We start from the raw sequence: 14,396 nt of genomic DNA, 5'->3' as shown, positions 1-14,396 counted from the left end.
ACCAGGAAGCGCCAGCCTATGTCGACAATGGATGGTCTGCCACGCAACAAGCTGGTTCCAGCAGTGATCGCGGTCAGCCTGGCGGTAGGGATGGCGACCCTGGATACCGCCATCGTCAATACGGCCTTGCCTACGGTGGCCCAGGGCATCGGAGCAACGTCAGCTTCGGTGATCTGGGTGGTCAATGCCTATCAACTGGCGATGGTCGCGACCTTGCTGCCCTTTGCTTCTTTAGGCGGCGTACTCGGTCCGCGTCGGGTATACCTGGGCGGCCTGCTGGTGTTTGTGCTGGCCTCGCTGTTCTGCGGGCTGGCCTGGTCCCTGCCCACCCTGGCGCTGGCCCGGGTGGTGCAAGGGCTCGGCGCCGCGGCCTTGATGAGCGTCAACGCGGTGCTGCTGCGGCACATCTACCCCAGCGCGCGGCTCGGCCGCGGCATGGGTATCAATTCATTGGTGGTGGGGCTGGCCTTCACCTTGGGACCGACGCTGGCTTCGGCAATTCTTTCAGTCGCCAGCTGGCACTGGTTGTTCCTGATCAATGTCCCCCTCGGCCTGCTGGCCATGTGGATGGCAGCACGCAACCTGCCGTTGGTAGACCGCGTGCCTCATCCATACGATACCCCGGCCGCCGTGCTTTGCGCCGGCCTGTTCGGTTTCGCTGTGCTGGCGCTCAGCTCAGGTGTGCAGGGCAACCATGGTGGGCTGGTCGCCCTGGAGCTCGCTATTGCGCTCGGCTGCGGGCTGGCCCTCGGCCGCCGTCAGGCCGGGCACCCGGCGCCTATGCTGGCCCATGACCTGTATCGCCTGCCCGTGTTCGCGCTATCGTCCCTTACCGCCGTCTGCGCGTTCTGCACCCAGGGCCTGGCCTTCGTGGCCTTGCCTTTTCTGTTGCAGGAGCAGTTGGGGCATAGCCAGGTGGCGACGGGGTACTTGATCACACCATGGCCAGCGGTGGTGGCACTCATGGCGTTGATCGCCGGACGTCTTTCCGACCGTTTCGCGCCTGGGCTGTTGGGAGGGCTGGGCCTGTTGGTGCTGAGCCTGGGCATGGGCGCGCTTGCGCTACTGCAACCGGGCGCGGGCGCGTGGGATATCGGCTGGCGAATGGCACTGTGCGGGGCAGGCTTCGGTTTCTTCCAGTCTCCGAACCTCAAGGCGCTGATGACCAGTGCCCCAGTTTCCCGCAGCAGTGGTGCCAGCGGGGTCGTGGCCACGTCCCGGCTGGTGGGGCAGACCCTGGGCGCGGCCCTGGTTGCCCTGTGTTTCCACTTCTTTACCGGAGCAGGCGCCCAGTTGTGTCTGTGGCTGGGGTGTGGCTTCGCTTTGCTGGGTGCGGTTGCCAGTGGCGCCCGGCTCTATGCCGGCCAGCCTACGCTTCGGTAGCCAGCGAAGCTGGCGAAGGGTCGGGCAGTTTTCACTCCCTTCGCTTGCGCCAGCTTCACGGGTGCTTACACCGCCGCCGGGCGGCGGGCGTACCAGCCATAGCAGGCGATGACCGCGTAGCACACCGCTGGCACGGCCAGGGACAGCGCCAGGGTGCTGTAGTCCGCGGCCAGGCCGGTCAGAGGCGGTACGATGGCGCCGCCGACGATGGCGCAGCAGATCAGGCCGGAGCCCTCTGCGGCGCGCTTGCCCAGCCCCTCGGATGCCAGGGCGAAGATGGTCGGGAACATGACCGAGTTGAACAAGCCGATTGCCAGGATCGACCAGCCCGCCACGGCGCCCTCACTGGTCGCCGCGCTGGCGATCAGCGCCATCACTGCCACGGCCGCGCAGGCCAGTACCTTGCCAGGGGCGAAGGCACGCAGCAGGCCGGCGCCGATGAAGCGGCCGACCATGGCGCCACCCCAGTAATAGGCCACGTGCTTGCCTGCCAATTCAGCGTCGAAACCGAAGGTGCTGTCCTGCATCAGGAAGTTGGTGAGCAGACTGCCAATGGCCACTTCCGCGCCCACGTAGCAGAAGATGCAGGCCGCGCCAAAGGCGAAACGGGGCTGCTTGAGCAGGCTCAGCGCCGACAGCGGGTTGGCGCCTTCAGTAGTGCCGGAGGCCGGCAGCTGCTTGCGTTGCTGCCATACCAGCATGGCTACGGCCAGCAGCGCCAGGGCGATACCTACATAGGTGTTGCTGATGACCTTGGCTTCTTCAGCCAAGAAGGCGGTCAAGGCTGAGGCGGACAGGGTTGCCGGATCGACCTGGCTGAGCGAGCCAAGGATCAGCATGGCGCCCAGGTAAGGGGCCACTGTCGTACCCAGGGAATTGAAGGCCTGGGCGAAGGTCACCCGGCTATGGGCGGTAGGCTTGGGGCCGAGCAGGCTGATCAGGGGGTTGGCTACCACCTGCACCACGGTGACGCCGATCGCCAGTACGAACAGGGCCACCAGGAAGGCGCCGAACAAGCCGACCAGAGCGGCCGGGATGAACAGCACGCAGCCGGCGGCCATGGTCAGCAGGCCCAGGGCGGCGGCACGCATGTAGCCGATCCGGGCAATCAGCAGGCCAGCCGGGATGGAGGCGATCGCGTAGGCGAGGAAGAAGGAAGATTGTACCAGCATGGCCTCGGCATAGCTGAGGCTGAACAGGCTCTTGAGTTTGGGGATCAGGATGTCGTTTAGGCTGGTGATCCCGCCGAAGATGAAGAAAAGCGCAAAGACGAACAAGCTCAACCGTTGGACATTGGCAATGGCTGGTAGGGTCTGTTCCGGTGGTACTGCAACGGTGTTATCCGTCATGGCCGCGGTCCTGTTTTCTTGTGAGGCTATGGGTCAGTTTTTCGATTCGACGCGGTTTCGGTCGGCTTCCAGCGTAGGCATGCCGAAGGGCCGAAGCATCTTGGGATGAACTGAAACCAGCGAAGCGGGAAAGTTCAGCGTCCAAATCGAGGTAGGCCAGGCGCGGACAAGCTTTGTGACGCAGGTTGCATTGGAACGCGAGCGCGTCGGGAGGCAGGTGGTCAGGGCTGCAGCCAGGCGCGCAGGACGCCGGCCGGGGCCGGGTCGAATCTGCGGCGGCGTTATAACAGGCAGGCCGGAGGCGGTCAAATTGAAGCGAAGCGGTAAGGGATTGATTTATAGATTTTTTAGGTCTGAAGGAGCGGGCAGCACGCTGCCCGCTCAGGTCACCAGCTGCACTTAGCTGTTGCGGCCGCCGCCATGGCTGTTCTGGCCGCCCTTGCGCCCGGCTTCGGACGCCTTTTCACGATCATTGGCAAAGTTGCCGCTTGAGGATTGTCCGCCCTTCCTGCCCGCTTCGGAGGCTTTCTCACGATCGTTTGCAAAGTTGCCTGGATTTTTATTTCCGGTATTAGCCATGATGAACTCCAGTCTTTAAGTTTGGATAGCCCCACAAGCGGGACATAAGCTCTGACTGGGTCCGTCGGCAAAGTGCTCAAAAGTTTTCGCCAACCCTGATAAACGGTCAAGAGCGCCAAAACTTTCTGGGGCTGGGATTGCCGCGCGGCGTTTTAGTGCGGGACCTTTTGGCGCCTTAAATAAAGCCTAGCTATATTGAAATTACATGAAGATATATTTATAAGGTGTTTCGCATATATGAGGCGTAGCAAGCCATAACCAAAAAAAAGAGCGTCCAGAAGGACGCTCGTTAGGTCATGACGGGTCAGGCCGCCTGCAGGGCCTGGATGATTGCCTGGTTGAATGCCGGCAAATCCTTGGGCGTGCGGGAGCTGAGCAAGGTCCAGCCATTGGCGCCGCATTTGAACAGCTCGGTATCTTCCCAGCCTGCTGCCTTGGCATTGAGCAGGTCTGTGCGCACGCTGCTGTAGGACGTCAGGGTCTTGCCTTCTACCACACCAGCATCGATCAACACCCATGGTCCATGGCAGATGGCCGCGATGGTTTTGCCGCTGTTGGCAAATGCCTGGACCAGACGCTGCGCGTCCGCATCCTGGCGTAGCGTATCAGCGTTCACCGTGCCGCCTGGAATCACCAGGGCGTGGAACGTCGCGGCGTCCAGGCCCGCCAGCTTGGTGTCTGACTCTACCGTGCGGTCTTTCTCGGTATCCTGCAGGAAGGTCTGGGCAGTGCCGCCTTCGATGGAGGCGTAGATCACCTCTGCACCGGCTTCCTTCAGCGCTTGCAAGGGCGCGAGCAGCTCGTCGCGCTCGATACCTGTGTTGGATGTGATGATCAGCACTTTCTTGCCTTGCAGTGTCGCGGCCATGATGATTTCTCCTGAAGTTGAACGCTCAAAGGGGCGCCTATCAATAGGAGGAAAAACGCAGCGGCGAAGTTCACTGAAGTTTACCGTTAGGTTAAGCCGCCAGGCGCCGATTTTTCAGGGTTGAATCAAGTTTCATGCAGGTCTTGATTTCTGAATGCATAACCCCGGCCAATACAGGGCTGGGTTGTTCAAGGCGTGCGAAGGACGTCAAGGCGATCAGAGCCAATAGGAAAACAAGTGCGACAAGAGATACGGGTTCGGTTTTGCTCATGATAATGTCACATTATGTTGGCATCGGGGATGACGACCGAAACTCTACACCCCATGGCCGTAAAGGATCTGTAAAGGCGGGTAAAGGTTCAGAATACGAACGAGCCGCGGTGAAGCGAGGCACGCCCGGGGCGACGTAGCCTGGCCAGCCACAACTATAGGCTAGATCTTTCATTTGTGTAGGTGCCGTGACACTGTCAGAACGAGTGCAAAGTGTCAGGACATCTGCCAGCTGGCGCTGGCTCTGTGGAGAACATTGCGTGGAATTGCTGTTTCTTGGAACTTCGTCCGGCGTGCCTACCAGGAGCCGCAACGTCAGTGGCCTGGCGGTGCTGGCGGGGCAGGGCAAGCGCTGGTACCTGGTCGATTGCGGCGAAGGCACTCAGCACCGTTTGCTGCGCACCCCGTTGTCATTGCACGGTCTGGCTGGCGTCTTCATTACCCATGTGCACGGCGACCACTGCTACGGCCTCCCTGGGTTGCTGGCCTCTGCCGGCATGCAGGGACGTACCCAGCCCCTGGACCTGATCTGCCCGGAGGGTATCGAAGCCTGGCTCACCCAGACCCTGCGTCTGACCCAGACCTGGCTACCCTACGCGCTGCGTTTTCATGCTACCGAGTCGCTGCTCCAGGGCGGCACCTGGCGAGATGCGGCCGTCAGCGTCAGCGCCAGCCTGCTGGCTCACCGAGTGCCTTCGTACGCCTACCGTGTCGACAGCGCGCCCGCGCAGGCGCGGCTCGACACGGCCAGGCTGCAAGCCGACAGAATCGAGCGCGGCCCGGTATGGGGCGCCTTGCTTCGGCAACCCACGGTGGATTACCAGGGCCGCACGCTGCGAAGCGCGGACTATCTGCTGCACGGCTTGCCAGGTCACAGACTGGTCGTGGCCGGGGATAACAGCGAGCCGCAACGCCTGACCGAAGCGTGCCGGGGCGCCCGGCTATTGGTGCATGAGGCAACCTACACGGCCGCCGTGGCGGCGGCCAAGACCGAGCATGGTCATAGCAGCGCTGCTGCGGTGGCCGAATTTGCCGAGGCAGTGGCCGTGCCCAACCTTGTCCTGACTCACTTCAGCCCGCGTTACCACGCCAGCGGTCCGGCGGGTTTGACGCTTGAGGATCTTCGCCAGGAGGCGGCCGCACGTTATTCAGGCACGCTCATCCTGGCGGCTGACTATGACCGCTATCGCATCGACAGCAGCAGCGGCATGGTCGTGGCGGTACCCCGGGCGATCACGAGCTAAGCGTGTCAAAGTCGTCAAACCGAGCGTCACTGGCGTAACAATGATTGCACTTGTTTTAATTGTGTATCGGGGAAGTTCCTGAACAGTGGATTTGTAACGAAAGCGCCAGGCCTGCCTATAAAGTGGCGATAGTTATTGATCAACTTCCATGGTTTCATGCCGACGCTATTGAATGGGTTATCTATGAGGCGGCCATGTTTCTGGTGCACAAGAAGGGTTTCGTTCCAGGCGGAAAGATGATGGGTGGCCTGGTGCCGTACGACTTTTTCTGTGAAGACGACCCGGCCATCAATCTGTTCGTATTCACCGGCGCGCAGGGCGGCAAGCCCGAACAAACCCTCTGGGCCTTTTCGCGCCTGGAGCGATTCGAGGCAATGACCCGTAGCTTCCAGGGCAGCCGGGGCGAGCCAGGCTGGTTCCAGCGGGTCAGCGTATTGACCGGGCCATCCCACAACGGCACCAGCGCGCTGCGCTTCCAGGATGTGGCGCGGGTGGTCAAGCATGAGCGCAAGGGGCGCCAGCCTGGATATGAAATACAAACCCTGGAAGGTGACCGTTATTTCACCCATGAGGTTGAACGCACGGAACAGTGGCAGTCCTGTGTGATTTATCAGTATCAATAACGGACTTTGTATTGTACTGCGTACGCGGCCTGACAATGCGGACAAGTTAGTTCGCCTGGCCGTGCAGTAAGCTCCTTGCCGCTCGATTACAGCGTACACCGCCCGGCGGTGACGATACTTGCTCCTTGCAGGCCATACCGTCCTCGTGGGCTGCGAAAGGAGTGTCAACTGGATAGAACTCTACATGCGCTGCGTCTCGCTGTTACCACTGGTGGCGGCCGTGCTCTTTGCCGGCACTGCCCACGCCGAGTCCTTCACCATCTCCGATATCCGAGTCAACGGCCTGCAGCGGGTGTCCGCCGGCAGCGTCTTCGGCGCCTTGCCCCTGAACGTGGGCGAGCAGGCCGACGACCGCACGCTGGTGGAATCGACCCGCGCGCTGTTCAAGACCGGCTTCTTCCAGGACATTCAACTGGGGCGCGACGGTAACGTCCTGGTGATCAACGTGGTGGAGCGGCCTTCGATCGCCAGCATCGAAATCGAAGGCAACAAGGCCATCTCCAGCGACGACCTGCTCAAGGGCCTGAAGCAGTCGGGCCTGGCCGAGGGCGAGATCTTCCAGCGCGCCACCCTCGAGGGCGTGCGCAACGAGCTGCAGCGCCAGTACGTGGCCCAGGGCCGCTATTCGGCCACGGTGGACACCGAGGTGGTCACCCAGCCGCGCAACCGCGTGGGCCTGAAGATCAAGATCAACGAAGGCACGGTGGCGGCCATCCAGCACATCAACGTGGTGGGCAACACCGTGGTCCCCGAGCAGGATCTGGTCGACCTGTTCGAACTCAAGACCACCAACTGGCTGTCGTTCTTCAAGAACGACGACAAGTACGCCCGCGAGAAGCTGTCCGGCGACCTGGAGCGGCTGCGCTCCTATTACCTGGACCGCGGCTACATCAACATGGACATCGCCTCCACCCAGGTGTCCATCACCCCGGACAAGAAGCACGTCTACATCACCATCAATATCAACGAAGGTGAGAAGTACAAGGTGCGCGAGGTCAAGCTGTCCGGCGACCTGAAGGTGCCCGAGGAGCAGATCCGCGACCTGTTGCTGGTCAAGCCCGGCCAGGTGTTCTCGCGCAAGGTGATGACCTCCACCTCCGACCTGATCACCCGCCGTCTGGGCAACGAGGGCTATACCTTCGCCAACGTCAACGGCGTGCCCCAGCCCCATGACGACGACCACACCGTGGACATCACCTTCGCCGTGGACCCCGGCAAGCGTGCCTACGTGAACCGCATCAATTTCCGCGGCAACACCAAGACCGAAGACCAGGTACTGCGCCGTGAAATGCGCCAGATGGAAGGCGGCTGGGCTTCGACCTACCTGATCGACCAGTCCAAGACGCGCCTGGAGCGCCTGGGCTATTTCAAGGAAGTGAACGTGGAAACCCCGGCGGTGCCTGGCACCGACGACCAGGTGGACGTGAACTACTCGGTGGAAGAACAACCCTCCGGCTCGATCACCGCCAGTGTGGGCTTCGCCCAGAGCGCGGGCCTGATCCTGGGCGGCTCCATCAGCCAGAGCAACTTCCTGGGTACCGGCAATCAGGTGAGCATCGGCCTGACTCGTTCGGAGTACCAAAGCAGCTATAACTTCGGCTTTACCAACCCTTATTTCACGCCGGACGGCGTCAGCCTTGGCTACAACGTTTTCTACAAGAGCACTGACTACAGCAAGCTGTATGACGACGACGACGTGTCCTACTACTCCATCAATAGCCTGGGCACCGGCATCACGCTCGGCTATCCGATCAGCGAAACGTCACGCCTGAGCTATGGCGTCTCGGTGCAGCATGACGCCATCGACCTGGGAACCTACAGCGCGGATGAGCTGTACGACTTCGTGCAGCGCGAGGGCAGCGAGTTCACCAACTTCAAGGCGACGGTGGGGTGGTCTCAATCGGCTCTGAACCGCGGCACCCTGCCGACCAAGGGCTACTCCCAGAATCTGACCCTGATGAGCACCCTGCCGGGTAGCGACCTGCAGTTCTACAAGGTGGACTATTCCGGTCAGGTATTTGCTCCGTTGGGCGATAACCAGGCCGTACGCTTCCACACCAAGCTTGGGTACGGCAATGGCTACGGCGGCACCGACGGCCTGCCGTTCTACGAGAACTACCTGGCCGGCGGGCTGAGCTCGGTTCGGGGCTTCAAGGACAGTACCCTGGGCGCGCGCAGCACCCCGGCCACGGGCACTTACAGCAGTATGGGCCAGGCCTACTACAGCGACCGTGATACTGATGCCCTGGGCGGCAACATCATGATCACCGGCGGCGTGGAGTATCTGTTCCCGCTGCCATTCGTCAAGGACCAGAAGTCCGTACGCACCAGCCTGTTCATGGATGGTGGTAGCGTGTTCAGCAGCAAATGCTACCTGAGCACCACGGAAAGTTGCGGAGGCGTGGACTTCAGTGAAATGGCCGCGTCCCTGGGCGTGGGCGTGACCTGGTACTCCGCCTTGGGGCCGTTGAGCTTCAGCCTGGCGCTTCCGGTGAAGAAGCCCGAAGGGGCTGAAACCCAGGTGTTCCAGTTCTCCCTGGGGCAGACCTTCTAAAGACTGTGATAAGAGAAGCAGGTTGCCTGGCAATAGACAGCGCTTGCAGTATCAGGCTCCCAGGTGACGCCACAATTCGGCATCCAGCAACAGACAGGCGCTTACGCAAGCGAGCAACGAAAGCCATTGGCCACGCGACAGCCCCATGGTTCAGGCCATCCACAGCCAGGTCAAGGTAACGGCCCAGCCGCACACGGCGGCGCAGGTGCCTGCCAGCAGGAGGCGGTCGGCGCGCATGAAAGTCTGCGACCTTTGCATTGAAACTGTGTGGTGATGAGTGCTGCGCATGATTCATTGTCCCCTTTTGTTATTCCACTTATCGGCGTATCGCAGCGGTTCTTTAAAGGGGAAATGAAGCGTGAAAGAAGAGCTGTTATGGATCCGTAGCCGGAAGAAATGGATCCGCTGTAGGGCCCCCAGTCGTAGATTTGGTTGAACGCATCCAGCCTATTCCCGACGCTTCGCTTTCACAGGGCAGCCGTTGCTTCATCCGACGAATAGCTTTGCACTCAAACCCAGGCTCGGCAAAAATACTGTCCATGCATACAGTGTTGGGCGGGCCCATGTATTACCAGATTACTCAAATGTACGTACTGGGCGTACCCAAGGAGCTTAAGGCTATCCGGGCGGAGGAGGGTGTGCGAGGCGATGTGCAGGTGCAGCCTGCGCAATGGGGGCCCTTGGGCCGCTGGTCGCTGGCGGCAAGCCTGCGTACCGCAAGCGCCCATGAGGAGGCGCTTTTTCCGCCTCTCTACGATGTCGAGCTTGGGGGTATGGCAACCCTGGGTTTCATCCTTCGCGGCGTGGAACAGGTCGAGGACCGCTTCTACCTGCAGGCCTGGCACTGCCGAGAAGCCTCCGGGCGCGTGCCTTGGCGAGTGTGCCCACGGTCTGAACTCGATGGCCTTATATGAACGCGTAGGCTCCCACTGCCGATCACACACCTACCAAGGGTCAGCCGAGCCTGCCGCAGCATGGCGCAGCGCTTCCATGCGCTGCTGGGAAGCTGTATCGATACGCTCAGCCATTGCCTTGTGCTGGCCGAGGTTGACCAGCCCGAAATCCGTCAGGCAGCGTAGGTAGCCATTGGCACGGGCCGCGCTTTCCCGTATCTCCAGAAAATCCGAGGCCTGTTGCAGATTGTCGAGCATGTGTCGCCAGGTGGGTGCGTGAAGGCTGTCCAGAGGGGAGTTCGCCATTATCCGAGGTCCTCTTTACCTTGCATTCGACATTAAGTGTGGCGGCCAAGTGGCCGTCCATTCCCGATAAAGTCCATAGACCCACCTCTTGGGCGATAATTCCTGACCGGGTTTCAACGCCGCCAGGTGGCAGCAGGCGGGGTATGAACCGCGCTGGTCAATGCCGAGGCCAGTCCCATGCCTAGCGCAAAGGCCAGCGCCACGGCCAATGCGATCCAGAGCCAGCGCTGGGCATAGGGCGCGCGCGGCCCCGTGCGCGAGGGCACCTGACGCAGTTGTTCGAGCTGAGCCCGTAAGCGTAGTTCTTTCTGGGCAGCGATCCAGGCGTCGTGCAGAGCGCGTTGCTGGGGGTCGTTGAGCACCGCATACGCTTCGTTCAACAGACGAACCACCCGCTCGGCCTCAGGGTCCTGCGGGTGACGGTCAGGATGATGTTTTTGCATAAGCGTCTTGTACGCTGCGCGAATGACTTCCGCTGGAGCATTGCGCGCGACATGCAGGTTGGCATAGTGAGTAGGAATTTCGTGCATGCAGTGCTCCGTCCGGCAGCAGGCGTTGACCCGGCGAGCAGCGTATCGGCACTGATACATCGAACTTTAGACAAGTGCCTGGCGCCCTCACCGGCGGTGCTCTGCTCAAAGGCTGGTATTTGGGTGAGACGCCACCTAGGCTTGATAGCGGAACAGGTCTTGGAACAATTTCTCATGCGCGCCAAGCGTCGCTTGCTACCCTGGCTGTTATGCCTGGTCCACGGCATCGCCATGGCCATCGAGGCGCCTACGGACCAGCCCACGCTCCGCTGGATGACCATCGACTTCCCGCCGCTGTTCATGGTGTCGGGGCCTGAACATGGCGTGGGTGACTATGCACAGGGCGTCGCCGTGGCGAACCTGCCTGGCTACGAACATGTGCTGCAGGCCGTGCCGCCCAACTACCAGCGCATCGAACAGGAAATGAAGAACCGGGAAAATGTGTGTTTTGCGGGCTTTCTCAAAACGCCTGAGCGCGAACGTTTCATGACGTTCAGCGAACCTTACCTGTTGATGCTGCCGGTACAGCTGTTCATCTCTGCCGGGCATGCGGCCCTGGCCCAGGAGAATGGCGCCGTGGACCTGCGCGGGCTGCTGGACACCGGTACCTTCCGCCTCGGCGTACTGGGCGGTCGCCGCTACGGTGCAACGCTGGATCAGGTGATCGACAGCTACGGCGAGCGCGGGCCCGTGTACCGGCGTTATTCCAAGGACCAACTGCGCGGCCTGATCAACATGCTCATGGCTCACGACCGGGCAATCGATGGCGTGCTGGCCTACCCAGGGGAAATCACCTACTTGTCCAAGCAGGAGAGCAGCGTGCCCCGACCGCTGCGCGCCTATCCCCTGCAAGGGTCCCCGGCAGCCATTTTTGGTTATTTTGCCTGCTCGCGCAGCCGCCTCGGGCAAGCCGTGATCGCCAGCATCGATCGCACCATTCCGCATATCCGTGCCGAGGTGGCCGCCCTTTATGCACGCGACCTGGCGCCCCCGGCCAGGGCCGCCTATGCCAGCCTGGTGTATGCCCAGTGGGGCATTCGCCTGCCCAGGGAATGACTGCGGCGATTGAAGGTTGCGTTCAAGTTCATGCCCGTCGCGCCGATACTGCAATATCGAACCCGGCCTGCGCCTGTCGCCTATCAGGACCATCACCATGCTAAGAAAAATAAAGATCGCCCACCGGACCCTGCTGTTCTTCGCCCTGGTAGCCATGCTATTGGCGGGAGTCGGTATTTTCAGCCTGTTCCAGATGGCGACGATCCGGGCTTCCGGCGCCACGGTCGAGGACCATTGGATGAAAAGCCAGGCCACGGCGGACAACATCGCCCTGAGCTTTGCGCGCATCCGGGTCGAATCCCTACGCCAGCTCGCTTTCAAGGATCCGGAAACCTACCGCAAGAGCGATGAACTGGTGAGTGCCTCGATCCAGGACATCAAGCGTGGCCTGCAACAGTATGAAGCGCTGATTGCCAGCCCTCAGGAGCGTGAGGTGTTCAACGCGGCACGCGATACCTTTGGTCAGTATGCGAGCAAACTGGATGAGCGTCAGCGGAGTATCGCCAGCAGCGCGCCTGACAGCGTCATGGGCCCGATCAACCAGGCCCTGGCAGGCCTTGGTCCGGTACTCAACCAGAAACTGGCCGACCTTCGCGATTACAACCAGGCAGGCGCCCAGCAGGCCGCCGCCTATTCCGACGCTGCCTACAGTCGCGCCCGAGGTGTGATCATCGGCGCCATACTGGTGGCGCTGGCCACGACCCTGGTACTGGCACTGGTGCTCACTCGCAGTATCATCGGGCCGCTGCGCCAGGCCATAGGCTTCGCCGATCGCATTGCCCAGGGCGATCTTACCGGTGCGGTTCAGCGTGACGGCCAGGACGAGGCCACCCAGTTGTTCGCCTCGCTGGGCAGCATGCAGGCCAACCTGCGCCAGACGATCGGGCAGATCGGCGAATCCTCTCAGCAACTCTCGGCTGCCGCGGAACAGATGAGCGCGGTGATGGAAGAGAGCACCCGCGGTATGCAGCGCCAGAATGCGGAGATCGAGCAGGCGGCCACGGCCGTCAATCAGATGACCGCGGCCGTCGAGGAAGTGGCTTCCAACGCAGTCTCTACCTCTGAAGCCTCCCGAGCGTCCAGCCGTTCCGCGGATCTGGGCCGTGGCCAGTTGACCGATGCCATCGCTTCGATCCAGTCTTTGACCGATGACGTCATGAGCGCCTCTGACCGCGCGGCGGCCCTGGCTGTACAGACCCGAAGCATCAGCACCGTGCTGGACGTGATCCGCGCCGTGGCTGAACAGACCAACCTGCTGGCCCTGAACGCTGCCATCGAGGCGGCCAGGGCAGGCGATGCGGGCCGCGGCTTCGCAGTGGTGGCCGATGAAGTCCGCGCGCTGGCCCATCGCACCGGGGAATCCACCCGTGAAATCGAAACCATGATCGGAAGCATCCAGCAGGGCACAGGCCTGACCGTAGACGCCTTGCAGCACAGCGCGGACCGCGCCCGGACTACCATGGAGAAGGCCAATGCCGCCGGCCAGGCCCTGGCGACCATCACCGAGGCCGTGGCCAGCATCAACGATCGAAACATGCTGATCGCCAGCGCGTCCGAGGAACAGGCCCAGGTAGCCCGCGAAGTGGATCGCAGCCTGGTCAGCATCCGCGATCTGTCCATCCAGACCGCCACCGGGGCGCAGCAAACCAGCGTAGCCACCCATGAGTTGGCCCGTCTGGCCACGGACCTCAATGGGCTGGTCAAGCGGTTCAGTCTGTAGACACCGGGCCCGCGCGAGCTCCGCCCGCTACACGGCGTCCGTCTCCTACACTGGACTGCATACCATTGTAGGAGTGGGGCGAAGCTCCCGAACGGGGCAGTCCCCCGCTACATGGCGTCCGTCTCCACCGCCCCGCGTATCGCTTCGAGCAGCATCTGGCAGGCCGGATTATCGTTGTCCGCTCGCCAGACCAGATGCAGCTCGCTCTGCACCCCCTCACCCAGTTGCATGGCCTTGAACACCACGTCCTTGAATACCACGGTAGTGGCGCAACGGGGCACCAGGGCCAAGCCCATGCCGGCGTTCACCAAGGCCAGAATGGTCAGGGATGAGCCTAGCCACTGCACATAGTTGGGCGTGACTCCGGCGGATCGGAACATCCCGGTCAGGAGTTCGTTGAAAGGGGCATAGGCGGCATGGGAGTACATCAGGAAGGCCTCCCCGTGGAGGTCCTGCACCTCCACTCGAGCACGCCCGGCCAACGGGTGCCCGGCCGGCAGCGCCAGCACGAAAGGCTCGCGCACCAGACGCTCGCTGGCAAAGCCAGGCTCATGGAAGGGTGCCCGGGCAATCCCCAGGTCGATACGGCGGGCCCGTAGCGCCTCGTGCTGCTGGGCGGTGTTCATTTCCGTGAGAGCGATGTTCACATTGGGCTGTTGCTCACGGGCTTCGGTGATCACCTTGGGAAGAAATTCATAGACCGCGCTGCCCACGAAGCCGATGGTGACCGAGCCAATGTCTCCGGCGGCGAATCGTCGCGCGGACACCGCCGCCATTTCCGCGCGCTCCAGCAAGCTCTGGGCTTCCACGAAGAAGGCCCGCCCCGCAGCGGTCAGCGCCACGCTGCGCGTGTTGCGGGTAAGGAGGGCGACCCCTAGCTGATGCTCCAGCAGCTGGATCTGCCGGCTCAACGGTGGCTGGGTCATGTTCAGGCGCTCCGCTGCGCGGCGGAAATTCAATTCAGAGGCGACCGCGGCAAAGCAGCGAAGCTGGGCAAGTTCAAACACTGATTCATTCCAGG

Annotated in this window: 13 protein-coding genes and 2 pseudogenes; 8 read left to right on the top strand and 7 right to left on the bottom strand. The window is 61.9% G+C overall.

The window, feature by feature from the left end; genetic code table 11:
- The first annotated feature begins 18 nt into the window (after nt 1–18).
- Nucleotides 19–1,383, top strand: a complete 1,365-nt coding sequence (locus BN1188_RS20335) for an MFS transporter (protein WP_040263516.1) — start codon at nt 19–21, stop codon at nt 1,381–1,383.
- Nucleotides 1,384–1,448: 65 nt separating this feature from the next.
- On the opposite strand, the gene BN1188_RS20330 is transcribed toward BN1188_RS20335, so the two are convergent.
- From BN1188_RS20330 to BN1188_RS21665, 4 genes and pseudogenes are all read right to left on the bottom strand, one after another.
- On the bottom strand, nt 1,449–2,732 hold the full coding sequence (locus tag BN1188_RS20330; protein ID WP_040263514.1) for a sugar MFS transporter: 1,284 nt from the start codon (nt 2,730–2,732) through the stop codon (nt 1,449–1,451).
- A 399-nt stretch (nt 2,733–3,131) separates the two neighbouring features.
- A pseudogene (locus tag BN1188_RS20325) lies at nt 3,132–3,299 on the bottom strand (general stress protein); the annotation flags it as partial.
- A gap of 316 nt (nt 3,300–3,615) precedes the next feature.
- Complete coding sequence (locus BN1188_RS20320) at nt 3,616–4,179, bottom strand: type 1 glutamine amidotransferase domain-containing protein (RefSeq protein ID WP_040263510.1); 564 nt, start codon at nt 4,177–4,179, stop codon at nt 3,616–3,618.
- A gap of 91 nt (nt 4,180–4,270) precedes the next feature.
- The gene (locus tag BN1188_RS21665; RefSeq protein ID WP_148485277.1) at nt 4,271–4,450 is read right to left on the bottom strand and encodes a hypothetical protein; all 180 of its coding nucleotides are present in this window, start codon (nt 4,448–4,450) and stop codon (nt 4,271–4,273) included.
- Nucleotides 4,451–4,709: 259 nt separating this feature from the next.
- Between BN1188_RS21665 and BN1188_RS20315 the strand changes: the two genes are divergently transcribed.
- From BN1188_RS20315 to BN1188_RS20300, 4 genes are all read left to right on the top strand, one after another.
- Nucleotides 4,710–5,693 carry a ribonuclease Z gene (locus BN1188_RS20315; RefSeq protein WP_040263508.1) on the top strand — a complete coding sequence of 328 codons (984 nt, stop codon included), beginning with the start codon at nt 4,710–4,712 and terminating at the stop codon, nt 5,691–5,693.
- A gap of 194 nt (nt 5,694–5,887) precedes the next feature.
- Complete coding sequence (locus BN1188_RS20310; RefSeq protein WP_040263506.1) at nt 5,888–6,316, top strand: hypothetical protein; 429 nt, start codon at nt 5,888–5,890, stop codon at nt 6,314–6,316.
- A gap of 184 nt (nt 6,317–6,500) precedes the next feature.
- The gene (bamA, locus tag BN1188_RS20305) at nt 6,501–8,870 is read left to right on the top strand and encodes an outer membrane protein assembly factor BamA (protein ID WP_040263504.1); all 2,370 of its coding nucleotides are present in this window, start codon (nt 6,501–6,503) and stop codon (nt 8,868–8,870) included.
- A 539-nt stretch (nt 8,871–9,409) separates the two neighbouring features.
- Nucleotides 9,410–9,784, top strand: coding sequence for a hypothetical protein (locus BN1188_RS20300; protein ID WP_148485276.1), 375 nt, complete (start codon nt 9,410–9,412; stop codon nt 9,782–9,784).
- A 30-nt stretch (nt 9,785–9,814) separates the two neighbouring features.
- Here the strand turns inward: BN1188_RS20300 and BN1188_RS20295 are convergent, their stop codons facing one another.
- Nucleotides 9,815–10,069, bottom strand: coding sequence for a hypothetical protein (locus BN1188_RS20295; RefSeq protein ID WP_040263501.1), 255 nt, complete (start codon nt 10,067–10,069; stop codon nt 9,815–9,817).
- 113 nt (nt 10,070–10,182) lie between these two features.
- Nucleotides 10,183–10,599 (bottom strand): J domain-containing protein, encoded by a 417-nt coding sequence (locus tag BN1188_RS20290; RefSeq protein ID WP_040263500.1) that lies wholly within the window; start codon nt 10,597–10,599, stop codon nt 10,183–10,185.
- A 159-nt stretch (nt 10,600–10,758) separates the two neighbouring features.
- On the opposite strand from BN1188_RS20290, the gene BN1188_RS20285 reads away from it, so the two are divergent.
- The 3 genes and pseudogenes from BN1188_RS20285 to BN1188_RS22420 all read left to right on the top strand — a co-directional run bounded on the left by BN1188_RS20285 (nt 10,759) and on the right by BN1188_RS22420 (nt 13,375).
- Nucleotides 10,759–11,655, top strand: a complete 897-nt coding sequence (locus BN1188_RS20285; RefSeq protein ID WP_157395829.1) for a TIGR02285 family protein — start codon at nt 10,759–10,761, stop codon at nt 11,653–11,655.
- Nucleotides 11,656–11,752: 97 nt separating this feature from the next.
- Nucleotides 11,753–12,520: pseudogene (locus BN1188_RS22425) on the top strand (MCP four helix bundle domain-containing protein); the annotation flags it as partial.
- Nucleotides 12,512–13,375 carry a methyl-accepting chemotaxis protein gene (locus tag BN1188_RS22420; RefSeq protein ID WP_408633638.1) on the top strand — a complete coding sequence of 288 codons (864 nt, stop codon included), beginning with the start codon at nt 12,512–12,514 and terminating at the stop codon, nt 13,373–13,375. The pseudogene BN1188_RS22425 and the gene BN1188_RS22420, both read left to right, overlap by 9 nt.
- Before the next feature lie 107 nt (nt 13,376–13,482).
- On the opposite strand, the gene BN1188_RS20275 is transcribed toward BN1188_RS22420, so the two are convergent.
- Nucleotides 13,483–14,382 carry a LysR family transcriptional regulator gene (locus BN1188_RS20275; protein WP_040263496.1) on the bottom strand — a complete coding sequence of 300 codons (900 nt, stop codon included), beginning with the start codon at nt 14,380–14,382 and terminating at the stop codon, nt 13,483–13,485.
- Nucleotides 14,383–14,396: the final 14 nt, after the last annotated feature.

The organism is Pseudomonas massiliensis, from assembly GCF_000826105.1.
GTDB classification, from domain to species: domain Bacteria; phylum Pseudomonadota; class Gammaproteobacteria; order Pseudomonadales; family Pseudomonadaceae; genus Aquipseudomonas; species Aquipseudomonas massiliensis.
Note: the sequence above shows the minus strand (reverse complement) of the source record. Positions and strands in the feature narration are given on the sequence as shown.